This is a genomic window from Pseudobacter ginsenosidimutans, from assembly GCF_007970185.1.
Classification (GTDB): Bacteria; Bacteroidota; Bacteroidia; order Chitinophagales; family Chitinophagaceae; genus Pseudobacter; species Pseudobacter ginsenosidimutans.
The window spans coordinates 5666231-5692467 of record NZ_CP042431.1; the positions used below are offsets into that span (position 1 = coordinate 5666231).

A 26237-nucleotide genomic window follows, 5' to 3' on the forward strand; every position below is an offset into this window, starting at 1 on the left:
AGGGTGACGCCGATGCCCGCGCCAGGCGCAGGTCCGTTTTCAACTCCGGCGCCCCCTGTACCTGACAAAACCTTAGTCCTGAAAATCCCTGACCGGGAATCCTTAAAAACTATATTGTGTAATTATTACACTTTGTAATAAATTCGCTGAGTGGACAAGTTCCGGAGGATACATATTTCCTTTTAAAACGATGTCTGCCGTGAAAAAAATGCATTGATGAAGATTCACTTTTATATTCGCTTCCATACCCGTTTCGGACAACAACTGGCAGTAACGGGAAATGCCGAAGCACTGGGAAATGACACGATTGCGAATGCCTTTCAACTCACTTACCTGAATGATGAATTCTGGCATGGGACCATTGAGATCCCTTTGCAGAAACATTCATCCCTCCGATACAAATACATCCTGCTCAACGATGATGGCCACCATGTAATGGAATGGGGAGAAGACCGTGCCCTGGAAATCCATTCTGCACAACTGGAAGAAGTACAGGTGGTAGACACCTGGAACCATGCAGGCGAATTTGAGAATGCGTTCTATACCGCGCCTTTTCAAAATGTATTGCTGTCAGGCAACAAACCGAAGAAGCAAGGCAAATGGCCGAAACACTTCAGTCATGTTTTCAAAGTGAAAGCCCCCTTGTTGAAAAAGAACGAAGTGATCTGCATTACCGGAAGCAGCATCACTACCGGTGAATGGGATGAGAAAAAATCATTGCTGCTTTCACCGGAGAATGGCTGGTGGACACTCAAGCTTGATATTTCGAAAGATGAGTTCCCGCTCCATTACAAATACGGTGTCTACAATACCAAAGAAGATCATTTTGTACTATTCGAAGCAGGGGAGAACCGTTCGCTCTTCGGAGATGCGCATAATTACCAGCTCACGCAGGTACATGATGGATTTGTACATATCCCCAACAACAACTGGAAAGGAGCAGGCGTTTCCGTTCCCGTGTTCAGCCTGCGCAGCAAAAATTCTTTCGGCACCGGCGAGTTCACTGACCTGAAGCTGCTGGCGGACTGGGCTTCCAGATGCGGATTGAAACTGGTCCAGATCCTTCCCGTGAATGATACCATCGCAACACATACCTGGATCGATACCTATCCGTATGCTGCTATTTCCGCCTTTGCATTGCATCCGCTCTATCTGAATCTGTCCGCTGTAGCCGGAAAAAAATACGCAGACATCATCAAGCCGCTGAAGAAAAAACAACAGGAGCTCAATGCACTGCCGGATATGGATTATGAAGAAGTGATGAAATACAAGCTGGGCACCATCCGCGAACTGTACGCCGTACAGAAGGAAGAATGGTTGCAGAACGAAGACTATATCGCTTTCTTCAAAGACAATGAGCATTGGCTTGTTCCCTATGCCGCCTTCTCTTACCTGCGCGACAAGAACAAGACTGTCGATTTCAACCAGTGGAAAACTCATAGCGCTTACGATAAGACCGCCATTCAAAAACTGGTGTCGCCATCCGCCAAACATTTCGACCAGGTGGCCATTCATTATTTCACACAGTATCACCTGCACCTGCAACTGAAAGATGCAGCGGAATACGCACACAAACATGGCGTGATCCTCAAAGGCGATATTCCCATCGGCGTATACCGCTATGGCTGCGATGCCTGGATGGAGCCCGAGCTCTATCATATGGACCAGCAGGCCGGCGCACCACCGGATGATTTTGCCGTAAAAGGTCAGAACTGGGGATTCCCCACCTACAACTGGGCGCACATGGCAGGCGATGGTTTTGAATGGTGGCATCGTCGCTTTGTACAGATGGGCAATTACTTCGACGCTTTCCGCATCGATCATATCCTCGGCTTCTTCCGCATCTGGAGCATTCCCGTGCATGCCGTGGAAGGTATCATGGGCACTTTCTCTCCAGCATTGCCCGTAATGGTGAGCGAATTATACCAGCGTAATATAGCGTTTGACTATAACCGTTATTGCAAGCCATATATCACCGATACTGTACTCTGGGAACTGTTTGGACCAAACCATGAAAAGATCCGCGCATTCCTTCGTCCATCAGGTGAAGGCCGTTATGAACTGCTGCCGGAATTCAGCACACAAAAACAGGTGCAGGACCATTTCAGCAACCGTGAAGCATCGGAAGACAATCTCCATATCAAACAGGGGCTTTATGATCTTATCTCCAATGTGATCTTCTTTGAACATCCCGGCTCCAACAGGGAGGGCCTCCATTTCAGGATCGCGATGGACCAGATCACCAGCTTCCGTCACCTCGATGGTTATACGCAGCAGCAACTGCAGGAGCTCTACTGGAACTACTTCTATCATCGCCAGGATGAAACCTGGATGGATGAGGCCATGAAAAAATTGCCTGCGCTCAAACGCAGCACCAATATGCTGATCTGTGGTGAAGATCTCGGGATGGTGCCCCATTGCGTTCCTGACGCCATGAAACAGCTCGGCATCCTGAGCCTTGAGATCCAGCGGATGCCCAAGGAAGCAGCCCGTGAATTCCTCAGACTGCCTGCAGTACCTTATCTCTCTGTAGTTACACCCAGTACTCACGATATGAGCACCATCAGGGGATGGTGGGAAGAAGACCATGAGCGCACACAACATTTCTTTCAGCAGGAATTGGAACAGTGGGGCGAGGCTCCGTATTTTTGTGAGCCCTGGATCAACAAGGCCATCGTGATGCAACACCTGCAGGCGCCAGCCATGTGGGCTATCTTCCAGTTACAGGACCTGTTGGGAATGGATGAGAAACTTCGAAGGGATAATCCCGATGAAGAGCGAATCAATATCCCGGCTATCACCGGCCATTACTGGAAGTACCGCATGCATTTCACACTGGAGGAACTGATCGGGGAGAAACAATTTAACGAAGCGCTGGAACAGGCTGTGGAAGCCAGTGGGAGAGCATAGCACCAATTATTACCATGAAAGTAACTTATCAATCGCAGAACCTTCCGTTCCGTTATCCTTTTACCATTTCGAAAGGCACAAAAACACATCAGCCTTCCCTGATCGTAACACTGGACCATCGTGGCATTACCGGCCTTGGCGAAGCACCTGCCATCACTTACTACAATATCACTGTAGAAAAGATGATCGAAGACCTGGAAAGGAAGAAGAAATTCGTTGAACAGTTTGCTTTCATGGAGCCGGACCGCTACTGGCATTACCTGCATCATCTGTATCCCCGGAATAATTTCCTCGTTTGCGCGCTCGATATTGCCGCCTGGGACATCTACGGAAAGATCAGGCAGCAACCGCTTTACAAACTCTGGAATCTCGATATGGCCAATGCGCCGCTCACCGACTACACCATCGGCATCGATACCATCGATAAGATGGTGGAGAAGATGAAAGAAAAGCCCTGGCCAATCTACAAGATCAAACTCGGCACACCTGAAGACATTGCCATCGTTACAGCATTGCGCAAACACACGGAGGCCATCTTCCGCGTAGACGCCAATGCCGGCTGGACAACCGAAGAAGCGCTGGAGAAGATTCCCGTGCTCGCAGACCTCGGCGTGGAAATGATCGAACAGCCATTGGCGAAAGACAATTGGGAAGGGATGAAGAAATTATTCGCCGTCAGCAAAGTTCCGCTCATTGCAGATGAAGCCTGTGTGGTGGAACAGGATGTGGAAAGATGTGCTGGTCACTTCCATGGCATCAATATCAAACTCACCAAATGCAGTGGCATAACACCTGCTTTACGGATGATCAGCAAGGCAAGATCGCTGAACATGAAAGTGATGGTGGGAAGTATGAATGAAAGTACGGTTGGCAGTGCCGCTATTGCACATCTCAGTCCCATGCTGGATTATATCGATGCAGACGGGCCATTGCTCTTATCAGAAGACATTGCAACTGGTCTCACTTATGAAGCAGGGCGTGTATCCGTTTCAGAAGAATTTGGCCTCGGCATTAAGTTGAAATAAAATACGCAGCGCCCACTAGCCCGCCTCCCGGCGAACAAATAAAAGTCACTCGCCGGGAGACGAGCAACTGCCACTCCTTGTGTTTAACAAAAGCTTTGAACTTCAGCCTTTATATTTAGAAAAAAGAATGTCCGCCAAAGCTGTAGCTTTTTCCTTTTTTCTATTTTTCGTCAATTACATTTTTGCCCAGGACAATAAGCTATTGCTTCAGGGAGCAGTATTTGCGGAAGATGGCAAACCTGTTCCTTACGCCAGCATATCACTGGTAAAGGATGGACTCGGCACCATCACCAATCAATCCGGAAGTTTCGCACTCTATATTCCCGCTGTTCCCAAAGATGATCATCTCATGGTCACCATGCTGGGCTATGAGCCGCAGAAAGTTTTGCTCAGCGCTTTCAAACCTGCATCAGCCCTGCGGATCACACTTAAACTACAGGTATCACAATTGGAGGAAGTGGTGGTAACACCACCGGACCCGCTGCAACTGATCAGAAATGCCATTGCACGCATACCACAGAATTACTTCAACCAGCCGCATGTACTCAACGGATTCTATCGCGTAGACACAAGAAAAGGACAACAACATATCATGCTCTCCGAGGCCGTATTCGATATTTTCAATCCTGATTACACTTCCGCAAAGAAGAGCCGTTTCAGGTTGACCAAAATGCGTTCCATCCAGGACGAGCAGGCTTCACAGGGACTGGACCTGGGTCTCACGCCAACCAGCCTTTACGCATACGATATAGTGAAAGAACTGGAATCATCAGACCTGCTGAGCAAGGAAGGATTGAAACAACACGATTTCAAATTCAAAGGCAATACAAGTTACAATGGCATCGATGCCTATCTGATCACATTCGATCAGAAAGATGAGATCAAACAATCCCTGCTTAAAGGGAAGCTATGGCTGGATGCAGGTTCCCTGGCTTTTATCGCATTCGAGTTTCAGCGCAGTCCGAAAGGCATCACCTGGGCGCAATATGGCAATGGCGCCACCCGCGCGCTGCTGAAGATACTTGGCCTGCAGATAGATGTAAAAAAAGAAACCCATCTGATCAGGTATAAAAAATTCGGCGCCAAATGGATCTTATCTGATGTGCGGAATGATCATATCCTCCGCTTCAAAAGCAACCGCAACGGCAAACGATTCCACTTCGATGCAGATATTCGTGTAGACTACCTCGTTACAGCCGCAGACACTTTGCATACAGGCGATTTTGCATCCGGAGAAAAACTCGGCAACAACAAATTCATAGAATTCCAGACAAACAGTTATAACGATACATTCTGGCTGAACTACAATACCATTCTCCCTGACTTCAACACGAATGAAGCAGCCAAACAGATCCAACAGAACAATCAAACGTTCGTGCTGAAGAACAAGGCTAAAAAATTCCTGGCGAAATTACCAGCATCGCCAGTGGTAAAGCTGGATTCCTTGTTCAGTTTCTTCCACACGCAGGGCGCTTTTTCCGGATCGGTGCTGGTGAAACAAAAAGGCGCTGTCATCTTTCAAAGGAGCTATGGCCTGGCCGATGAAGGAAAACAATGGCCCAATACAGATTCTACGCGGTTCCGAATCGGTTCGCTTACCAAAACCTTTACCAGTATGCTGATCAGGCAACTGGAACAGGAGGGGAAACTGAGCCTGCATGACAGTATCGGTAAATTCTTTCCAGGCCATGTTCATGGCCATGTGATGATTGAACAATTGCTCACACATACTTCCGGCATTCCCAATTACACGGTAAAAGATGAATACCTGGCAGAGCTGATGAGCCGCCCGCTTAGTACAGAATATATCATCAGAAACTTCTGCAGCGATCCGCTGGAATTCAGCAGTGGCAAAGGTTTCCGCTACAGCAATTCAGGTTATGTGATCCTGGCCGGCATTATTGAAAAAGTATCAGGCCAGTCATATGCCAGCCGTTTGCAGGAAAAGATATTTACGCCGCTGAATATGCGCTCCTCCGGCTTCAGCAATGCGCTGCTGAATTCAAAAGGATACTGGCTGAAGGAGATCGAGCCCGCTTATCCCGTGTCCAATACCGTTGGGGCAGGAGGGATCTGGTCTGCCACCGGCGACCTTGAAAAATGGGACGAAGCTTTGTACAGCAACAAACTGCTGCCGCAGGAAAAGATCCAGGAGGGTTTTCAGGCCCATGCGGATTATAGCGACTGGGATGCTAATTACGGTTATGGATGGATGATAGACCGGCTGCTTTTCAATCAATCGAAAAAACACAGGATCATTTACCATCCGGGTACCGATTTCGGTTACTACTCCATGTTTGTAAGGCAGCCAGACCAGCAAAACCTGCTGGTGATGCTCAGCAACCACGGGGATTTTCCCCGCTTCGAACTCACGGACCTGGTGCTGGATATTCTCAATCAATAGTGACTGCTCCCGTTCATATGCACAGGAAATATTTGTATATTCATACATATGAGCACATTAATGGTTTGTTGGTCCCTGCAACGGAACAGACATGCAGCAGTTCTGCTGACTGCATTGCTTACATTATTTTGTTTTTCCATTTCAGCGCAGCAAATTCCCGACAGTTCCAGACATATCGATACAGATTCCCTGGTTAAGCTGTTGCGCCAGGCAACGAACAAAGACCGTGCAGTCAGCATACAAAAATACCAGGAGGGAAAGATGGCCCTCCGGCAGGAAGCCCTCACCCAGGACTTCAAAACAACCCTTCTCCACGCAAAAACTTTTCTCAACCGTGCGCCGGATACCAATGCCATCAATGCCGAGCTCAGCCGCCTCGAACATTGGTTCCAGATCGGCCGCGATGGCATCTTCGAGAACAAAGGCTCGGCACAATCCCATAGGAACCTCACCACCTCGGGCATTCTTCTGAATGAGCTGCTCAGAAAAACAGAAGGCCGCAAACTGTCGATAGACAAATACGAACATGAGCTGAACAATTTCAGACTGCGGCTGGATTCCCTGAACTCAGATTCCCTGCTGTACTATTTTTCCAGCGATTCGGCCACACTCATGCAGTACCTGGCCACGCTGATCATGCTCAGTAAACAGGTTGGTCCGGCCGACAGTAATCTCACCCAGGCATTATTTCATGCAAGGGCTTTGCAGGCAAGGACCAATCTCCTGCAAAGCCGCATCAGCGCTTCATTGGAAGAGATCAATACTTATCACAGGGAACTGTCTGATCACACACTCAACCGCGAGTTCTCCAATCTCTGGGGTGAAATAAAAAGCAGCCGGCCGATCGGGGAGATTCTCAAATTCTCCAGAGAAAAGAACCAGCTTGCTTTTTGGTTCTATGCGCAAAACCATTGGGGAAGATTGGTTTTGCTGGGCCTGCTGTTGATAGCAGCAACTTTTTTTCTCAATTCCCTGAAGAAGAAACTGGCAGAAGAAAATTCAGCACCGGAAAATCATCATGGAAGACTGGCGCTGCGATATCCGTTCCTGTCTGCACTCACTATTGTGTTCAGCATTTTCCAGTTCATGTTCCCTGATCCTCCTTTTATCTTCTGCTGCATTTTCTGGGTGCCAGCAGCTATCAGCCTTACCATCATCTTCCGCGGCTTCATTACCCGTTACTGGATGATCGTGTGGCTGATGATGTTTGCACAATTCCTGTTTGCCAGTTTCGATAATCTCATACTGCAGGCATCACGCATCGAGCGTTATTACATTTTTACATTTTCCTTGCTGGGTGTGATCTATGGTTTGATGGTGCTGCTGCGCGGCCGCCGTTCAGAGCTTCGCGAAAAACATATCCTCTGGTTCATTGCATTTGTGGTGGTATTGGAGTTTGCAGCTACGCTGTTCAATCTCTCAGGCAGGTACAATTATGCCAAAACCCTTTATGTAAGCGGCTTTGTGAACGTGATAATAGCTATTACTTTCCTTTGGGTTGTAAGACTGGTGAATGAAACCCTGATGCTGGCATCAGAGATTTACAAGCGACCGGAAAAAAAATCTTTCTATATCAATTTCGAGCGTGTAGGCAAACAGGCGCCGGGTATTTTCTATATTTTCCTGGTAACCGGATGGTTCATCATCTTCGGCAGGAATTTCTACGCATTCAAACTGATTGCCGATCCCATCCAGGACTTCCTGTTCACGGAAAGGACGATCGGGCAATACAGTTTCAGCATCAAAGGCATAGTGCTTTTCTTTGGTATACTCTTCATTGCTGCCATCGTCTCCCGCGTAGTTTCCTACTTTGCATCAGACAAGATCCCTGTACATTCATCTTCCGCCGATCAACGCCGCATCGGCCTGGGAAGCTGGATCCTGCTGGTACGTATCGCCATCATCAGCATGGGCCTGTTCCTGGCCGTTGCAGCCGCCGGAATGCCGCTAGACAGGATCACCATCATTCTGGGCGCGCTGGGCGTAGGTGTTGGACTTGGCCTGCAGGCGCTGGTGAGCAACCTGGTGAGCGGACTGATACTGGCATTCGAAAAACCCGTGAATGTAGGCGATCTTATTGAAGTAGCGGGAAAGACCGGCACTATCAGGTCCATCGGTTTCCGCAGCAGTGTGGTCACTTCAATTGATGGTTCCAGTGTGATCATCCCCAATGGCGATCTCCTGAACGGCAATCTCGTCAACTGGTCACAGGGCATGGGACTGCGCCGTATAGACCTGTTGGTAGGTGTGGCTTATGGTACCGATGTGAATGCATTGCTGCCACAGATCAATGAACTGTTGCAAGCCAACAAGCGGGTATTGAGCACACCGACGCCGGTAGCATTTGCAGAAGCTTTCAACGATAGTTCCATCGATCTCAAACTGATTTTCTGGACACCTCATCCCAGGGAATACCTGTCTATCAAAAGTGAAGTGATAGGGCAGGTCCTTGCATTGTTCGATCAGAAAGGGATAGTGATACCATTCCCGCAGCGCGACCTGCACATTTACAATCACCCTGACAATAAACAAGATAAGGGATCGCCCTCCGGCGGGTAATAATCCGTTCTGTTTTCCAGGAACCTGTTATCATAAATTTCATATTTTATGTAGTTAACTACGTATCTTTGGACATAAATAAGAAAACAGGTCATGCAGACGAAATTCACTATTGAACAAATCCACAACCAACACGGCAAACAGGCTGTGGACCTGATATTGCCTATCCAGCAGATCGAATTCAATGTGCCCGTTACCCTGGAGGCGCAACCAGATCTGCTGAACATCGATGAATTCTATTACAGGGATGGCGGAGCGTTCTGGGGAGCATTCCACCACGGCGAACTGGTGGGCACCATCGCATTACTGAATATCGGCCACAACAGCGGCGCTATCCGGAAGATGTTCGTAAAGAAAGAATACAGGGGAAAAGAAAACGGCATCGCACAATCTTTGCTCGACACATTGTTTGCTTACTGTGCGGACAAACGTATTCATCATATCTACCTTGGTACGGTAGATGCGCTGAAAGCCGCCCAGAGATTTTATGAAAAGAATGGATTTACAAGAGTGGAGGTGAACCTCCTGCCATCTTATTTCCCAAGAATGGCGGTAGACCATATCTTTTACCAGTTCAGTTGTTCAGAAAAATAGGCGCTTAAAAATGGACAGGAAAGGTCTGAAAAGGAAGCGGAGATCATAATTCGCTCTTCATTCAGGCTTTTTTCTTTTTTGTGCCGGATGCTTTTTCTTCCAGGGCTCTCTCAGCAAAACCTTTCTTTCGCAGCGCAGCTTCCACTTCATCCAGTGCACGCATGAGGTTGTTCTTTGTGTTGGTGATCTCCGTGATGGTTTTGACCATCAGGTTCCAGACAGGTCCCATTTTACCTACCAGCTCTTTTCCTTTTTCGGTCAGCTGGATCAGCCGCTTCCGTTCATCTGTTTTATCTTTTCCAGACCGGATCATTTTTTGTTTTTCCAGTTCCTTCAGCAGGGTGATGGTGCTGGGATGGGTATATCCGATTTCCATGGCAATTTCCACAACGCTCAGTATACCCTTGTTGTGCAACACATAGATAACCGGGAACCATTTCGGTTCGAAATCGATACCATGGTCTTTGTAGATCAGCAATCCGTCTTTCCGGAGCTGCTCGGCCAGCCGTTGAAGTCGTGTTGAAATGGCCAGCACACCTGCATTATCGATAATATTCATTTGCATCCGGTTTTGCCAAATATACGTAGCTAACTACATTTCTACAAACCTGATTCCACTGTGTTACAGGAGTTTCACGAAACAAACACTATTGTCTACGCCCACATAAGGCTCATAGTTTGGCGTTACCTGGTACCCTTTGGCCAGATAAAGGCTCACTGCTTCCGTGTTGCGCTTTCCTGTTTCGAGTATCAGTTTCGTATAGCCGAGTTCCTTTGCCCATCCTTCCAGTTCTGCCAGCACTTTCGATGCCAGGCCTTTGCCACGCAAATCAGGAACGGTGAACATTCTTTTTACTTCCATAACACCAGGCTGGTATTCCCTGATAGCCCCGCTGGCAACAGCATCTCCGTTGTAATAAGCCACGATCGCGTGTTTGATAGCTGCGATCTTGTTGTACCGGGAATAAAATGCAGTGTCTTTACCATCCCTTCCGGCGAGGTCCAGATCCAATAGCCGGATGAGTGCTATGAAATCGGGATGCGAGGAATCAGTTCTTTGAAGATGTACCATAAGAGTTGCCTTAGTAGATTTTCTGCTACTAAAATTACAGAAAACCGGACAGATCGATCTTTCAATCGATCAGCCCATGTTCTTTCATCACGCCACGTTCATCGCCTGTGATATAGGCGAAGATTTTCAGCTTCTGACCAATATCCTGCAGAAAATAGATCACATCGAATTCGATCAACAGATCATCCTTGTCCTTTTGCCTGTAGGTGGCGCGCCAATGCACTTTGGCCAGGTAGTGAAGCGGGTCCAGTGTGGTGATGGACAGGTTTCCCACTTCCATGGATTTGGTGCCGATCTCCCGGTAGAATTCCATACCCTTTGGAATTACTTTCCTGAGCTCTTCATCGTTCCTGCCTGCATGCACACCGAAGGGATTGGCTTCAATGAACTCTTCCGCAAATGCTGCAGCGGTTGCTTCAACATCGATGCTCCCGGCAAGAGCGTCTGCATAGCGTTTTTCGTAGGCAGTAAAGAATGCTTTGATGCGGCTTTCAATGGTTGATTTTTCCTGCTTCATTGCTGCTTGATTTAAGATGCAGGGTTCAATAGTTATGCCAGTTGCAGAAACAACAAAGAAGGCATTCCTGCGGGTGCAAATTGGCGCGGGTATGCCACAAAAAAGCCCGGCAGGTTCAACCATACCGGGCTATGTTTTTTTGCATTTCCGTTATTGGGTAATGATGATCTTTTTGTTCCAGCGCGCTTGTCCTGCAATAATGGTCAGGTAATACATTCCGGCAGGGAGGCCGCTTTTGATGGTGATACCTGTTTCCATTGAGCGTTTGCCGGTCCATACACGCCGTCCCTGTGTATCTGAAAGTTCCAGCCTGACCGGTAAGCCGGGTGGGAGTGGCAAGAACACATTGAAATCTCCTCTGGAAGGATTCGGAAAGATCCTTACCTGTTCTTTGTTTTGAACATTTCCTGAAGGTTTGCCGAGGATCCGGGAGTAGTATTGGCTGCCATCTTGTTGTGTGGCCAGTATACGGTACCAGACGGCATCGCCCGGAAGATCATCGGTAATGGTATATTCGTTTGCAGATTGCAGTGAGGGCCCGGGACCGGTCTCCTGCACATTCGAAAATACTTTTCCGGCGCCCGCTGCTCGTTGTAGCGTATAGTGCTTCACGTTATTTTCATCACCGGCTTTGAAAGAGAACTGGATCGATCCGTTTTCCATCGCTATGCGTTCGTCGAAAAGTTTTACAGGCAATACACCTGCAGGCAGGATGGTCAGGCTATAATCTTCTGTTTGCCCATACATCTGTCCGTCGCAGGAAAGAATAGGGTAGTTGTTGATGAAATCAGCCAGCACCCTCAATCGCAGCGGCCTGTTCAATACTGCGGCGGCGGGAATGGTTACCGGCTGCGTATGTGTATACATGTTATCAGTCAATCCCGAAGCGGGTGTATAGGATTCCATTATTTGCTCTTCTGCTTCAAAATTGCCGTTATCGTTGAAATCTATCCAGGCCTTTGCCACCTGCATATTGGTCCTGGTGCTCAATTGCAGGTCATAGGTTTGTCCCTCCAGCACGGAAGTGCCCAGGTTACAGGTATTGTCCTGATAGAAAAGGTAGTCCCTTGAATACGAGAGTGAGGAATCATCCAGCGTATTGAATTGGATTCTTACCGGCCCCATATCAAAGGGGTTCTCGAAGAACGTGATGGAGGTTGGCTCACAGGCGGCTGGCCTGACCAGTAATGCAGGCGGGGGCCTTAGTGCCGCAGATGTAAGCAGTCCAACACGAACGGTATTTACGGAAGCGATCATCCTGTCTCGTTGCCCTGGTGTGAACCGCTGGTCGGCGCAGGAAGTGTAATGCATGAAATTGAATTGTTGTCCGTTCCATGGAGTGCCTGTGCAGGGGTTGATGGCAATCGCCGAAGGGCATGTAAAGAAAGCTTCTTCATTGGTAGGATCTGTATCGCAGACCCGGTCGCCTTCCTGGCTGCAATCCCCGTTGGTAGGGCAATCGATGCCATCAGCGTCCTGAAATGTATGATAGAGATTGAATGCATGTCCCATTTCATGCGGCAGGGTTGATTGTCCTGCAACAGCCTGCGAAGCCAGCATCACTGTGCCATCGCGATTTGCATGTGCTCCGGGAAAATACGCATAACCGGCAATGAAAGGGCCTACAGTTCCTGCATAACCATCTTTCCCTTCAATTCTGTTCACGATCCAGATATTGTAATATTGGTTGGAAGGCCAGATGCTCATAGCTTTCAGTTCCTGCTCCGGAGCGCCGGTGGTAGACGCAACTCTGATACCAAAAGCCGGATAATCAGGAACGGAGCTCGCATTTACCCGCACAATCCCCGTAGTGGGCGTGCAATCCGGTGCGCGTTGCGCCAGCACAAAACGGAAGGGAACTCTGGTACCTCCCGCAGACGGGCCTGAGTATGCGGCCCAGGTGGCCTGGAACGACTGGTTAAGATAATCGATCATACCGGTCAGCTGTGCATCGCCGGGATTATACTGCGTGCCTACTGATCCTCCGGTATGCATTACATGGATCACAACGGGGATTTCATAAATGGTTTCTGAACCATTGGCCACGCGGCCATCCGTTGCAACTCTGGCAGCAGCCTGCTTTTCCTGCAGCCAATGACGGATACGCTGATCGTTTTGCGAGGTTTGTTCTTTGTAATCCGGGGATTGAATCAGATGCCGCTGATGGACCTGATCAAATCCACATTTCGGCTGGGCATGAACGATAAAATGGAAAAAGAGAATCAAAAGGGTACAGAGCAATGACCAATAGGGCTGGGTTCGGGTTCTCATAAAGGGTTAGATCGGGTATTGAGGGTTTTCCTGTCTGCTGTATCAAAACCACCTTTATCACCCCTTTACAACGTTGATTTAAAGCAAAAAGTATCAGTTCGGTTTGATTTTATGTTTCATTCAGCGGTTGCGCCGCTGATTATTGCGGGATTATCACTTTATTATTGCTGGCATTCACTTGATCAGGATATGGAATATTTCAGCAAAACACCTCCCGCTGCAAAGGGAAATACTTCAGGTTTGTTCAGTTTTACAAAATGGTCCAGCCCGGCTGCCAGTTGTTTGCCATTGCCGAGCAGGATCGGAGAGATCATGATATAGAAATGGTCCACCAGGTTTAAACTGATCAATCTGCCAACAACGCTGCCACTTCCATACACAATGATGTCCTTCCCGGGCTGCTCTTTCAATTCCTTTACCGCTGCAGGATCGATTTCTTTTTCTACCTCAGTATTATTCCAGTTTGTGGTTGCTAACGTTTCTGAATAGACGATCTTCTTCGATTCATTCATGTGTGCGATAATGGAAGGGTCCTCAGCAGCAGATTGTGCAGTTGGCCAGTATGCTGCCATAATCTCATAGGTCTTTCTGCCGAAGAGTATCGTATCCACTGTTGAGTGAATCTGTTTGTAGAAAACAGCAATTTCATCACTCCAGGAAAACCAGTCAGTTTCCCCCTTCGGGCCTGCAATGAACCCATCCAGGGAAAGCCAGTTGCAAACGATGATCGAGCGCATATGGGAAGTTTTATGTTTTACATAAAATTACGAACCAACTGATATCCCATGCAGTGCCGATCCCGTCAAAAAAATCATCAGGCCGGGGAGGCTGATACCATTGCGTTTGCAGCAGATCAATAAAAATTCCATCAACAATAAGAATTCTGCTGCAAATTTGCTGCATGGAAAAACGCTACTTTGAAGATGAGACCTTCGAGAAGATCAATTACCGGGAAACACCATTGAGCAAAGGTGAATATGAAGCCTGCAGCTTTAAGAACTGCAACTTCTCGGAAACCGATCTCTCCGGGATACTTTTTATCGATTGCGATTTTACAGGCTGCAACCTGAGCCTGGCCAAATTGGTAAGAACGGGATTCCAGGGTGTGAAATTCAAAGAGTGTAAGATGCTGGGACTGCATTTTGAGCAATGCAGCGAATTCGGGCTGGCTTTCTCCTTCCATCATTCCGTGCTCAATCACTGTTCTTTCTACGGTGTTAAGATCAAAAAGACCTTCTTCGAACATTGCCAGCTGCATGAAATAGACCTTACCGATGCAGACCTGTCAGAATCGAAATTTATCGCCTGCGATCTGCTGAATGCCAGCTTCAATAATACCAATCTTGAAAAAGCCGATCTGACCGGCGCCACCAACTTCACTATCGATCCGGAAAGGAACAGGATCAAAAAAGCCATTTTCCATTTGTATGAACTGGCGGGATTGCTGGTGAAATACGATATTAAGATCATACAGAAATAACCTCCGCTCCATCGTCCCCAAAACAATTTCTGCGTATATCCCTGGCAGTTATCCGTGAGGGCTCATAAATTCAGCTTGTCCTGATCTCACCACGAACATATAAGCGAAAAAATACTTATATTTCAGTAACCATTAAATCAGACAGCCATGAAGCGCACATCCATTTCCATTATTCTTGTATTCTTCTTTTCAATTTGTTATGCCCAATCGCAGTCCGGGATGAATCAAAGCTCAGGTGATGATTTCAAACAGGCCGACAAGGAATTGAACCAGGTGTACCAGAAGATCCAGCAGGAATACAAGGGACAGACGGATTTCCTCAAAAGCCTGAAAGCCTCACAGCAGCTCTGGATCAAATTCCGTGATGCGGAAATGCTGGTGAAATATCCCAAAAGCAAACAGGCGGGTTATGGCAGCGTATTCCCAATGTGCTGGAGTGGGTACAAAGCAGAGCTGACGCGCCAAAGGACCAAAACTTTACAGGTCTGGCTGGATGGTATCGAAGAAGGGGATACCTGCAGCGGCTCCGTGAAAACGAAACAATAGTCCATTCTCCCCGTCATATACAAACAACCAAACCATGCTGAAGACCATTGCAACGGCCATCCTGACCTTTTGCACTGCTTACCTTTTTGGCCAACAGGATCTGCCCGATACCTTACCTGCACCCAAAAAGGATTTCTGGCATAGCAAAACAGTGAACATTTCCCTGGCGCCAGCGGGATTCTTTGCAGCCAGCGCACTTACCTGGAACCAAAGAGGTGAAGTAAGGAAATTCAGGAACCGTTATATTCCCACATTCCGTCATCATTACGATGATTACCTGCAATACCTGCCTGCTGTAACCGTTTTCGGATTGAATGCAGCAGGGGTAAAAGGAAAACATACCGTTAAACGCGCCTTTGTTTCCTATGCATTCTCCGCCGTGATCATGGGCTCCATCGTGAATACCATTAAATACACAGCCAAAGTGGAAAGGCCCGATGGAAGTTCCAACAATTCATTCCCTTCCGGCCATACTGCCAACTCATTCATGAATGCCAGTTTCCTTCACAAAGAGTACGGGCAGTACCGTAATCCGCTCTACAGCGTAGGCGCTTACGCAGCCAGCACCGCTACCGCCATTGGCCGGCAGATGAACAACCGCCACTGGATCTCCGACGTACTGGCCGGTGCGGGCATCGGCATTCTTTCCACTGAAGTGGGTTACCTGATCGCAGACCAGGTGTTTAAAGACAGAGGCGCCAGGCCCATCCTGCACAAAGATCCCATACCGGTAGACGGGAAACCGAGCTTCGTTGAAATGCGTATAGGCTTCGCTGTTATGACCAGCAAAGACCTCATGAAACATCATAGTGATGTTTACGCTACCAATGGATTCAATCTCGGTGTGGAAGGAGCCTGGTTCTTTCACCGGAACATCGGAGTGGGAGCGGAGTTTGCCTTTACCAGCTTTCCTATCAACGACAACAATGCCGGTTTTGATGATCCGGATATCCCCATTATCAGTACAGGTCATTATACTCAGCCTATGGGTGTGCGTTATCTTCATGCCGGACCTTTCTTCAATTATCCATTGCCCCGCAACTGGTTCATCACCGGTAAATTCCTGGCCGGTACTTCCGTGGGCGCTGAAGGCAATATCATGCTTCCCCTGCGGGAAGAATTCCAGGATATTTTCCAGGCCAAAGAATTACCCTATATCCGCTACAAACCTGAGCGGGCCTTCGGTTGGTCCTCAGGGCTGGGCATAATGAAAAGGATCGGGCGCAACCTTGGTCTCAAAGCCTATACCAACTATTTCCACTCCAAACACGATTTCAAATTCGATATCATCCACGACGTGGACCAGAATGGTCATGTAAGCTTCTCTGATCTGGCCACGGAAAAGATCAGCTTCAATCATATCACATTCGGCCTGGCGCTTACAGCCATTCTCTGGTAATGCACAGCGACGGTTTTAATGTGACTGAACTATGATTTTTTGTAATTTGCTTTTATGGTGACTGCAAAACCATTGGTGAACAAAAAATACAAACTGGAAAGATTTCAGGCCAGGGGAGGCTGGACATACGCGCTGATCCCGGATGTAAAAATGGAAAAAAAGAAAGCCTTCGGCATGATCCGCGTCCGGGGAACTATTGATGGCATTGAGTTTGCCGCTGCACACCTGATGCCCATGGGAAAGGGCGGATTGTTCCTTCCCGTTAAAGCAGCCATCAGGAAAAAGATAAAAAAAGAAGAAGGTGATATGGTGCATATCATCTTATATGAAGACAATCTTCCTACAGAAATACCAGAAGAGCTACAGGAATGCCTGGCCGATGAGCCCATTGCGCAAAAGGCCTTCATACAGCTGACCAATGGAGAAAAAAAGGCCATGATCGAATGGATCTACTCCGCTAAAACAATAGCAACCAGAACAGACCGGATGGCTAAAATGATCAACCAGCTTGCCGGCATCCAATCAGAAAAATAATCTTTAATCATGCCCATTGTTGAACTTCCATTCTTCGGCCCCATCAACACTGCCTCCGTTGAAGAATATTATGAATCAGATTTTCAGCACAACTCCAGAACAGTATCTGTCGATCTCAATTTCGAGAACAATACCATCGATGAAGAGCGATTGCTCACTGTAAAAAAATTCCTTCGGAACATCCCCGACTGGCTCAGCCGGAATAACCGTTATATACTGGATAGCCTGGATGATGACGATGATGATACCGTAAGAGAATATGCGGAATACCTGAAAGAAGTTTTAGAAGCAGATGTACTGGCACGCCTGATCCAGATTGATGCAGATCCCGAAGATCAGATTGCACAGATCGCAGAAAAGCTGCACCTGGTGCGGATCGGACTGTACCCAGACGGTGGCGGGCAGTTCGCTGTTTTCGATTACACCATCGGACAGGATATTGTAGATTACCTGGTGGTGATCAACACAGATGAGTACGGTGTACTCGAATACATGACGATGGAAAGCTGATAAAAAAAACGACCCGTTGCCGGGTCGCTTCTTCTTACTCAAAACTGTAATGTTTGCTCTTACAGGGTACAGCTTTTGATAACGCCATTGGCGAGCGTAACACGTTTGCTGTCGCCGGCATCCTTGATATCAACAAATTTTTCAAGCCTCTTTGATCTGGCTACTGTATAATCCTGATCGTAATAATAATTGGTGGTGGTCCTTACAGGTCCGTTCTGGGAAACATCAGAGCCGGTGTAGATCCTGGCAGTTTTTGCCTGGTTGAATTCGTGCATCACCTGGATAAAATATTTACCAGGCTTCAATCCCTGGAACTGGAAATTCCCCTCGTAATCGGTGGTGACCTCCATCTTATACCTGCTGGCTTCTTTTGACATGAATACACCCGTTCTCTTTCCTTCTTTTTTCTCGCGCAACTCATACCACGCTTCCAGGTAAGGAGTAACAGGGTAGAGGACCACTTTTACACCCTTTGCATAGTAGATGCCTCCATCCACTTTGGTGCATGCCCTTCCGCGAATGGTGCAATTGCCACGTTCCAGCTTGCTTTTCGCCAGGTTGGCATCGAACTCCATTTCAGGATACATGTTCCTGTACACATTTTTACCTACGGCCTGCTGTTCACCACCCATCTCCACATATTTCTTACGTTCAGCATCAGCCGCTTTTTTGTTGCCGAGGGCATCAAAAGCATAGGCTTTGTTCAGGTAGGCATCTAAATTCTTTGGATCGATATCGATAGCTTTCTGGAAATAACTGATCGCTTCGGAAAACTTTTGATCTCCCTGCAGTGCAAGCGCAGCATTGAAATAAGCACCTGACCATTTCGGGCTGAGTTCGATCACTTTCTTATAATCCTTCAAAGCATCTTCATACATTTCTGCATTGTAGAAAACATTGCCACGGTTCAGGTAAACATCACTCAATTTAGGATCGAGATTCTGCGCCATCAGGAAATCCATCAGGCATTTTTCCGCATCGCCCATTCTTGAATAAGTATTGGCCCTGTAAACGTAGGAGATGGCTTCCTTTGGCTTTTTCTGAATGGCCGTAGTATACTCCTGCACCGCACTCTGCCAGTATTCCTGCTGATAATAAATATGGCCTTTACGATTGTAGATCTGCCAGTAGTCTGGCTCCAGCTTTTCCACTTTTTCATAATCGTAGAGTGCATCATTGAAGTTCCTCAGGTTGGCGGAACTGATACCCCTGTTGAGATAGGCATCAGTATAAGATGCATCCACCTTGATCACACTGGAAAAATCTTCGATCGCATTTTTGTACCTGCCCTGGTCCATATAGATCAGGCCGCGATAATAGAAACCAGCCGTGTAATCGGGCGAGAGGTTCGTACACATGGTGTAATCGAAGATCGCTTCAGTTGCTTTCTTGTTATCATAATAAATGCCTGCCCTCTTGCCATAGGCACGAACGAAATTCGGTTTCATCTGAATGGCCGCAGTATAATCGGCGATCGCTTCATCGGACCTGTTCAGGCGGGAGTTCACGGTACCGCGTGCAAAATAATCGAAAGCGGTTTTGGGAGAGCGGAGAGCCACAAACGCTTTTTCAGCTGCTTTTTTGGCATTCGCTTCCTGTCCGAGTCCATTGTAAACATCGGCGAGCATCGAGAGATAGAGTCCGTTATCAGGACTGAGCTTAGTTGCTTTTTCGAGATCGGGAAGACCGCTTTTCCAGCCGGAGATCATGGTGAGTGAGTTCCCGCGTACCGCATAGGCCAGGGAGTTATTCCTGTCCGAAGCGATCGCTTCATCGGCAGTGGATTTGGCCAGCCTTGCATTTCCTTCCATTAATTGATTGAGGGCAGTCTCGGCTTTAGAGCCGCTTTGAGCAAAAGACCGTGAAACCACCCCACTGGTAAGCACCAGGATAACAAAAATTGACAAACTACGTATCATGTGTTTCAGGAATTTTTTCTAACGTCAAAACTAGGAATTTAAGCATTCCACGACTAGAAAAAGGCAACGGATTTTGTGCACAATTACGTTAATTTTCAATCAGTTACCTTGTTTCAGGTAGTGAAATCTACTGGTTTCCCGGGAGGCGAAATTAAAGAAGTTTGTATACTAAACGCAAAGTTCACACAACTAATACCCAAAAACCGGCAGTCCGGCATTGCAGAATTACATTTCGCTCACTATTTTCCCCGCGCTTAATAAACCCAAAAACCTGATCACATGAAAAGCGCATTATTGTCCATTTCCCTTTTAACAGCACTGGTTACTAACGCCCAGGTACAACCGGAATTCGAGTTCCAGCTGGGCACAACCATCTCAAAGATCAAATGGATGCAGCAGAGCAATACCGGCTCATTGATAGCTGCAACAGACCAGAACCTCGTAGGTATCGATCCACAGACCAAAAAGATCAACTGGGAGATCAAAGAACTGGGCTCCGCAACAGAAGACAAATTCGAGAACATCCCCGGTACGCCGTACTTCATCGTGGAAACAAAACAATCCCTTGGACTGGGAACGCCTCAGCTGAGCATCATTGAATCCGAAAGCGGCAAGATCATCTTCAACAGCAAGGAAGCCGACATGAAGATCTACAGCAAGCGCCCTCTTTACAAACTGGGCGGACTCCTCCTCGATGGAAAAAAAGGAAAAAGGGATTTCATCTCCCTCCTTGACTTCAGCACAGGAAAGGAAAGATGGACTAAGGATCTGGGAGAATCCCGCAGCGGTGGTTTCGGCCAGATGGTTAAAAAATGGACCAGCTCAATGATGAGCGTGCTGGAGATCCCACCCATGGTAGACAGGAACGGTAATATGATCATCGTGAATCGAAAAGTGGTAACCTGCATCAATAGCGCAGACGGCACCGAGGTATGGAAAAAAGAATTCAAGGACAATATCGATCATGCATTGCTCACATATGATCAGAGCAACCTTTTTGTTGCATACGAGAACCGTATCGACCTTCTCAACACCAGCAACGGCAACAGTGCCTACGGTGAAAAACTGCTCAAACTGAACGGCAAATGCAATGGCCTTGTTCCTTACGACCAGAATACTTATATCCTGAAACATTCAGAGGGCGTGAACCTCATTGATGCATCCTCCGGAGCATTGCGCTGGAAAAAGGAGAGCGGGCTGGACAATATCAATGATGTGCGTATCACCCCGTATGGACTGCTCGCCATCAGCGCCAGGGAAAAAGAAACAAAATTCTACCTCATCAACGATGAAGGAAAGAAAGTCTGGACCTTCGACCTCAGTGATCCTACCGTAATGATCGAACCTACAGAAAAAGGAATTCTCTACTTCACTGAAAGACGCGCCAACCTGGTAGGCTACGATAAAGGAAAGGAATTATGGAAAAGGGATATCAAGATCAAGAAGCGGCCTGCCTTTGGCTTCGATAATGAGAGAAGCAGGCTGCTGGTATATTCAGACGACAAGCTGAACTCTTTCAGCCTTACCGATGGCAATATGAGCATATTGAATGAGGAGTTCCCATTGAAAGATTATGATGAAGACAGGGAACTCGCTTCCATCGAAGTGCGTAAGAATGGCTACTTCATCAGCTCATTGCAGAATACTGCCATGGTGGACTTCGACGGAAAAATGCTCTACAATAATAATTTCAGGGAAGCGGGCCTGAGCAAAGGCGTACGTGGACTGATGAAAGGAGTTGGTTATGCAGCCGGCGCCTATTCTGCCGTTAGCGGCCTGCAATCCCTGCGTGCCCGCCCGATGAAAGATCAGAACGGTAAATCCATCGCCAATAACTATGAGCTCTATCAGGATGAAAGCTCTTCTGCCTACAAACGCTCCGCAGCATCTGACGTTGCCTCTGCCGGCGTGTTTGAACTGGCCAGTAAAAGATATAACGCCACCAAACAATCGAAAGACGCCATCTTCATCCTTACCAGCCTGGAAGGTATTTCAGGGCTTGTGAAAATAGATAAAGATTCAGGCAAAACCCTTGCCAGCATTCCGTTTGGCGACAAGGATCCTGCCTATATCATCGATGAAGCCGAGAATAAATTGTACGTGGTGATCAAAGACAAATTTGTACAGGGATATAACCTGAACCAATAAACGAATCCGCTGCCGGTGATCAAAGTCAGTCTGTTAAAGGCTGACTTTAATTTTTCCTTGCAACGATGGCATCATACACACCATTCCAGAGATTGATGCGGAACTGAAGAGCAGCCTTTACAACAGCTTCTGCCTGCTGCCAGTATTCTTCATTATCACCGCAGAGTTTGGCTACCATCTGCAGGGCCAGCTCACTATGAAGGCCGCCGTCCATTTCAATGTGGCGTTTGAGATAATACTGGAAAAGTGAAATATTTTCCGGAGTGCCTTCGCTGATATCGTTCACAATGGAATGGAACATTTCCGGGATCAGGTCTTCTCTTCCAAAACAGAATACAGCCGCCTGCAGGTGAGGCTGGTCAGTAGCTATCACATGGAAAGTGAAGGTAACAAAATCACGCACGGTGGAGGGCAGGCCGGATGCTTCAAATGCGGGCAACAGGTTGCTGCTTTCCTGTAATGTTGTAATGAACTGTTTGATCGGCTCTGTTGACGCTCCGCATTGCTCCATCGCCTGCATATAAAGCTCAAAATGGCTCATTCTTTTCCCGTTCGGATCAACATCGGATTCTTCACCCGTAACGATCTCATTGATCAGATACCTTGTTTCCGCGTCTCCTTTGGGAAACCAGGGAATAGTAGTACAGGTAAGATTATATTGTAAAGATTTGAGAAGGCTCATGAAGTCCCATACCGCATACACATGGTGTTGCATAAAGGTCCTTATATCCCCGATGTTTTCGATTACGGAGTAGAGTTTGTGATTGATGATTTCCTGCTTCAAAGGTTCCACGCTTCCCCGGAGCTTCTCGATATTACTGTTCATTTCCAAAATTTGCGCAAATGTACATCAACAGCCCATTCAATCCCAGTTATTATTCTGCTGTATTGGCCGGGCAGCAAAAAATATTTCTGATTTCCTGAATTATACTGACATAAGGTTGTCACCAGGAACTTTTAGTTTTGGGTATGACTAAAGAAATCACCATCATCGATCCGGGCAGCCGAACCAAATGGAGGTCGTGGCTGGAAAAGAACCACGAAAAAACCGGCATTACCATTTGGGTGAAGATCGCAAAGAAAAACCCGGAAAAACGCGGACTGCCGTATGATGCAGCCGTTGAAGAAGCCCTTTGCTTCGGCTGGATCGACAGTACCACCCGCAGTTACGATGAAGCGCATTTCATCCAATCCTTCACTGTCCGCAAACCTAAAAGCCCCTGGTCACCGATCAATAAGGAAAGAGTAAAAAGACTGATCAGGGACGGACTGATGATGCCCGCGGGACATAACAGCATCAAGGCTGCAAGGGCCAACGGTTACTGGTCCATCATGGATGAAGTGGAGCAATTGAAAGTTCCCGCAGACCTGCAGGCCGCATTCAGGAAAAATAGAAAAGCGGAAAAATTCTTCGAAACAATGAGCAAGTCAGATAAAAAACTCGCGCTTAAATGGCTGGTGCTTGCTCAAAAACAGGAAACCAGGGAAAAGAGGATCCTTGCACTAATAGAGAACGGGAACGAAGGGCTAAAACCAAAACAATTGCAGTAGATCTTATTTCTTTTCTATCCACGCTACTTTCTGTACCGGCTGATGTGGCGCAGCTAAGATGGCGCCATACAATTCCGGCCGTCTTGCATTCCTGTACCGGTGGCCGCCTGCCAGCGTGAGCTTTTCCGGCGTCAACGTTGCAATGGCAATATCATTTCCCAGTGTTCTGCATTCCGCCAGGATCTCGCCGAATGGATCCAGGATCATGGAGCATCCATTCTTCAACTGATCATCATCCATGCCAATTGGATTGGAGAACACAGCATACACAGCATTGTCATATGCCCGGGCAGGTAACCATTTCATCAGCCAGCTTCGTCCCTTTGGACCATCGAATTCCTCCCTGAGCTTTTCGGCATTGGCTTCCCGGTCAAGCCAGAGTGAAGCATCAACAAAACCCGCACCAGGTCTGGGTGAAGGCGTACACATGGTTACATGCGGCATAAAAATGATATCAGCGCCGAGCAGGGCAGTGGCCCTCACGTTTTCAATGATATTATTGTCGTAACAGATCAGGATACTGCATTTCCATCCCAGCAGGTTAAACAGCAGGTATTCATTACCGGGAGTGAGATAGGGATTGATGAAAGGATGCAGCTTCCGGAATTTCGCTATCATTCCAGAACCATTCACACATACATAGGTTTTGTACATTTTTTTATCTTCCGTTCTCTCGAACAAACCCGCCAGCAGGATAATATCGTGCATTCCTGCAATTCGTATCAATTCCTGCACACTATTTCCATCCGGAACGGGCTCGGCAATTTCCCACAACTGTTCCCTGCTGAGATGCCTGGCAAAACTGTAACCGGTAACAGAGCATTCATGAAAAGCGATCACCTGCGCTCCGCGGGATTTGGCTGCTGCCGCCAGATTGCTGATCTGTTGCAGGTTCCAGGCTTTATCATTATTCCGGTTCTCGAATTGTGCAGTGGCTATTTTGATCGGTTCCATTACTTTTCAGTTATGGACGCAAATTAATATGTACACTTTGTTGCCGATTGTAAAAAACCGACAAGTCTTATAATCGCAGGAAATTGAGTGCGAGGGGAGCTACAGTGTGCTGGTACTGCCAGGGAGTGATGCCTGTATACTTTCTGAAGTCTTTGATGAAATGCGCCTGATCGAAATAATTGTTTTCATAAGCTATGGCGGTGAGGCTTTCTTTGTATTGCAGCTGTTTCAATTTTCTGGCGCTTGCATTCATCCGCACGATACCGGAATATTGTTTGGGTGTGACGCCGGTATTCAGTTTGAATTTTCTTTCCAGCATCCGTTCATTCACCTGCAATTGTTTCAATAATACATGCACGGGAAGACTGCCTTTGCCGGCCCTGATCTGCTGAATGGCCTGCAGCATCAGGGGATCAGGTTGTTTCATTTTTTCAGAGATCCGGAACAGCCATGCGTTCAGCAATCCGATACAATCACTTACGGAAGCAGCTTGCTGCAAACGGCTGCCTATGTTCTCAACAGCGTTGCCCAATACTTCCTGTGCCGGAAAGAAACTGTCTTTCCATTCCGTTGCAGGCACATTCCAGAGATGATAAGCACCGTATGGTTGCAATACCACGATCACCCAATGGATAGAGCCACTGAGAGTAAGATCCCGGAAGCTGTTCAATTGCCCATATAACCAGCAACTATGCATTGAAGCCGCATCGCTGCTTGATTTCAGGGATGCGGCTGCAAGATTGAAAACAATACCCGTATTGCCATCTGCAAACAAACGGTGCACAGAATCCCCGTGACCGCCTGCTTTCAGCACAAGGTAATGCTTTACGATATGTGCAATATGGGGAGATGGAGGCAATTGCATTTTTTCATTATTGCATCAGCACAAAGATAGATCAACTTCCGGCGATCATTGCCTTATTTCTCCGGGGTGTTGATCACTTTCAATACCGCAGTAACTTCCTGGTTTTCGAATCCCCTTGCTTGTGCTTTCTGAAGCAGTCCGGCCATTACGTTGGTGAATGCAGTATCCAGTTTAGCAGCCGATGCTGCCTCAGCAATCCGTTGCGTGGCGCCCACACTGATGATCAGCGGGCTCTGCGTGATATTGTAATTGCCTTCCTGGATCATATTCACTTCATGCCTGAAAAATTCAACAAAGGAAGGCGCTATCTCTCCAACAATATCCCTGAAGTCCTGCAATTGCATGCCTTCTGCCTGCACCAGGGCCGCTCCATACAGCAATCCGATATAAGAACCATATACCCATGAAAGTGTTGCCAGGTCCATCGCAGGTGAAGCGGACGCATTCGCTCCCAGGAATTTGATATTGCCGCCCAATACATCCAGTGCTGCTTTGACTTCATTGAATCTCTCTTTATTGCCCGCCATCAGTATAGTAGTATCAGGTTGCCCCATCTGTTCGGGAGCTACCTGAATGGCGCCATTGAGATAAACGCCACCATGCGCTGTAAGTCTGCTTTCCAGTTCTTTTGCCTCCTGAGGGTTTCCGGTAGTGAGATTGATAAGCGTTTTTTTGCTGAAAACAAATTCACCTGCCTGGCCCAGAATGTCGGATACAGCTTTATTGTCCAGTACACAGATGATGATGATCTCGTTGTCTGCAATTGCCTGCTCTACAGATGTTGCTACTATTACACCACTGAGATCTTTTGCTTTTGAAAGATTTCGATTCCACACAGTTACCTGATAACCTTGCTCTACGTACATTTCAGCCATCCTGCGTCCCATTTGTCCAAGTCCAAGAACAGCAATCCGTCTTTCCAGAATTCTCTTTTCCATCATTTTCTTTTTTTGATTTGATGGAGTAAAATTCAGGCAGG

General features: G+C 47.4%; 22 protein-coding genes. 12 read left to right on the top strand and 10 right to left on the bottom strand.

Annotated features, from left to right (window positions below; all coding sequences use genetic code 11):
* Nucleotides 1-216 precede the first annotated feature (216 nt).
* The 5 genes from FSB84_RS22310 (at nucleotide 217) to FSB84_RS22330 (ending at nucleotide 9492) form a co-directional block, all read left to right on the top strand.
* On the top strand, nucleotides 217-2910 hold the full coding sequence (locus tag FSB84_RS22310; protein ID WP_130540077.1) for a 4-alpha-glucanotransferase: 2694 nt from the start codon (nucleotides 217-219) through the stop codon (nucleotides 2908-2910).
* A 14-nt stretch (nucleotides 2911-2924) separates the two neighbouring features.
* Entirely contained in the window at nucleotides 2925-3935 is a 1011-nt protein-coding gene (locus tag FSB84_RS22315; protein ID WP_130540078.1) for a dipeptide epimerase, read from the top strand.
* A gap of 127 nt (nucleotides 3936-4062) precedes the next feature.
* Nucleotides 4063-6339 carry a serine hydrolase gene (locus tag FSB84_RS22320; protein WP_130540079.1) on the top strand — a complete coding sequence of 759 codons (2277 nt, stop codon included), beginning with the start codon at nucleotides 4063-4065 and terminating at the stop codon, nucleotides 6337-6339.
* A 48-nt stretch (nucleotides 6340-6387) separates the two neighbouring features.
* Entirely contained in the window at nucleotides 6388-8898 is a 2511-nt protein-coding gene (locus FSB84_RS22325; RefSeq protein WP_130540080.1) for a mechanosensitive ion channel domain-containing protein, read from the top strand.
* A gap of 93 nt (nucleotides 8899-8991) precedes the next feature.
* On the top strand, nucleotides 8992-9492 hold the full coding sequence (locus FSB84_RS22330; protein WP_130540081.1) for a GNAT family N-acetyltransferase: 501 nt from the start codon (nucleotides 8992-8994) through the stop codon (nucleotides 9490-9492).
* 61 nt (nucleotides 9493-9553) lie between these two features.
* Here the strand turns inward: FSB84_RS22330 and FSB84_RS22335 are convergent, their stop codons facing one another.
* From FSB84_RS22335 to FSB84_RS22355, 5 genes are all read right to left on the bottom strand, one after another.
* Nucleotides 9554-10051, bottom strand: a complete 498-nt coding sequence (locus FSB84_RS22335) for a MarR family winged helix-turn-helix transcriptional regulator (RefSeq protein ID WP_130540082.1) — start codon at nucleotides 10049-10051, stop codon at nucleotides 9554-9556.
* Between the two features lie 63 nt (nucleotides 10052-10114).
* Nucleotides 10115-10564, bottom strand: coding sequence for a GNAT family N-acetyltransferase (locus FSB84_RS22340; protein WP_130540083.1), 450 nt, complete (start codon nucleotides 10562-10564; stop codon nucleotides 10115-10117).
* Nucleotides 10565-10625: 61 nt separating this feature from the next.
* Nucleotides 10626-11081 carry a hypothetical protein gene (locus FSB84_RS22345; protein WP_130540084.1) on the bottom strand — a complete coding sequence of 152 codons (456 nt, stop codon included), beginning with the start codon at nucleotides 11079-11081 and terminating at the stop codon, nucleotides 10626-10628.
* A 150-nt stretch (nucleotides 11082-11231) separates the two neighbouring features.
* Nucleotides 11232-13352, bottom strand: coding sequence for a zinc-dependent metalloprotease (locus tag FSB84_RS22350; protein WP_130540085.1), 2121 nt, complete (start codon nucleotides 13350-13352; stop codon nucleotides 11232-11234).
* A 182-nt stretch (nucleotides 13353-13534) separates the two neighbouring features.
* A complete protein-coding gene (locus FSB84_RS22355; protein ID WP_130540086.1) occupies nucleotides 13535-14089 on the bottom strand; it encodes a dihydrofolate reductase family protein in 555 nt (184 codons plus the stop codon).
* A 164-nt stretch (nucleotides 14090-14253) separates the two neighbouring features.
* Here FSB84_RS22355 and FSB84_RS22360 point away from each other — a divergent pair, with 164 nt between their 5' ends.
* From FSB84_RS22360 to FSB84_RS22380, 5 genes are all read left to right on the top strand, one after another.
* A complete protein-coding gene (locus tag FSB84_RS22360; protein ID WP_130540087.1) occupies nucleotides 14254-14832 on the top strand; it encodes a pentapeptide repeat-containing protein in 579 nt (192 codons plus the stop codon).
* Nucleotides 14833-14979: 147 nt separating this feature from the next.
* Entirely contained in the window at nucleotides 14980-15378 is a 399-nt protein-coding gene (locus FSB84_RS22365) for a lysozyme inhibitor LprI family protein (protein WP_130540088.1), read from the top strand.
* A 34-nt stretch (nucleotides 15379-15412) separates the two neighbouring features.
* On the top strand, nucleotides 15413-16777 hold the full coding sequence (locus FSB84_RS22370) for a phosphatase PAP2 family protein (protein ID WP_130540089.1): 1365 nt from the start codon (nucleotides 15413-15415) through the stop codon (nucleotides 16775-16777).
* 54 nt (nucleotides 16778-16831) lie between these two features.
* Entirely contained in the window at nucleotides 16832-17311 is a 480-nt protein-coding gene (locus tag FSB84_RS22375) for a YdeI/OmpD-associated family protein (RefSeq protein ID WP_130540090.1), read from the top strand.
* A 9-nt stretch (nucleotides 17312-17320) separates the two neighbouring features.
* Complete coding sequence (locus FSB84_RS22380) at nucleotides 17321-17821, top strand: DUF2004 domain-containing protein (RefSeq protein WP_130540091.1); 501 nt, start codon at nucleotides 17321-17323, stop codon at nucleotides 17819-17821.
* A 59-nt stretch (nucleotides 17822-17880) separates the two neighbouring features.
* Here FSB84_RS22380 and FSB84_RS22385 read toward each other — a convergent pair whose 3' ends face one another.
* A complete protein-coding gene (locus FSB84_RS22385; protein ID WP_130540092.1) occupies nucleotides 17881-19740 on the bottom strand; it encodes a tetratricopeptide repeat protein in 1860 nt (619 codons plus the stop codon).
* Nucleotides 19741-20019: 279 nt separating this feature from the next.
* On the opposite strand from FSB84_RS22385, the gene FSB84_RS22390 reads away from it, so the two are divergent.
* Nucleotides 20020-21888: an outer membrane protein assembly factor BamB family protein gene (locus FSB84_RS22390; protein ID WP_130540093.1), complete on the top strand. Its 1869-nt coding sequence runs from the start codon at nucleotides 20020-20022 to the stop codon at nucleotides 21886-21888.
* A 46-nt stretch (nucleotides 21889-21934) separates the two neighbouring features.
* On the opposite strand, the gene FSB84_RS22395 is transcribed toward FSB84_RS22390, so the two are convergent.
* A complete protein-coding gene (locus FSB84_RS22395; protein WP_130540094.1) occupies nucleotides 21935-22714 on the bottom strand; it encodes a DUF3050 domain-containing protein in 780 nt (259 codons plus the stop codon).
* Between the two features lie 143 nt (nucleotides 22715-22857).
* Between FSB84_RS22395 and FSB84_RS22400 the strand changes: the two genes are divergently transcribed.
* Complete coding sequence (locus FSB84_RS22400; protein WP_130540095.1) at nucleotides 22858-23439, top strand: YdeI/OmpD-associated family protein; 582 nt, start codon at nucleotides 22858-22860, stop codon at nucleotides 23437-23439.
* 3 nt (nucleotides 23440-23442) lie between these two features.
* Here FSB84_RS22400 and FSB84_RS22405 read toward each other — a convergent pair whose 3' ends face one another.
* The 3 genes from FSB84_RS22405 to FSB84_RS22415 form a co-directional block, all read right to left on the bottom strand.
* On the bottom strand, nucleotides 23443-24393 hold the full coding sequence (locus FSB84_RS22405) for a nitrilase family protein (protein WP_130540096.1): 951 nt from the start codon (nucleotides 24391-24393) through the stop codon (nucleotides 23443-23445).
* Nucleotides 24394-24460: 67 nt separating this feature from the next.
* Nucleotides 24461-25258: a helix-turn-helix transcriptional regulator gene (locus FSB84_RS22410; RefSeq protein ID WP_130540097.1), complete on the bottom strand. Its 798-nt coding sequence runs from the start codon at nucleotides 25256-25258 to the stop codon at nucleotides 24461-24463.
* Between the two features lie 53 nt (nucleotides 25259-25311).
* Nucleotides 25312-26199, bottom strand: coding sequence for an NAD(P)-dependent oxidoreductase (locus FSB84_RS22415; RefSeq protein ID WP_130540098.1), 888 nt, complete (start codon nucleotides 26197-26199; stop codon nucleotides 25312-25314).
* Nucleotides 26200-26237: the final 38 nt, after the last annotated feature.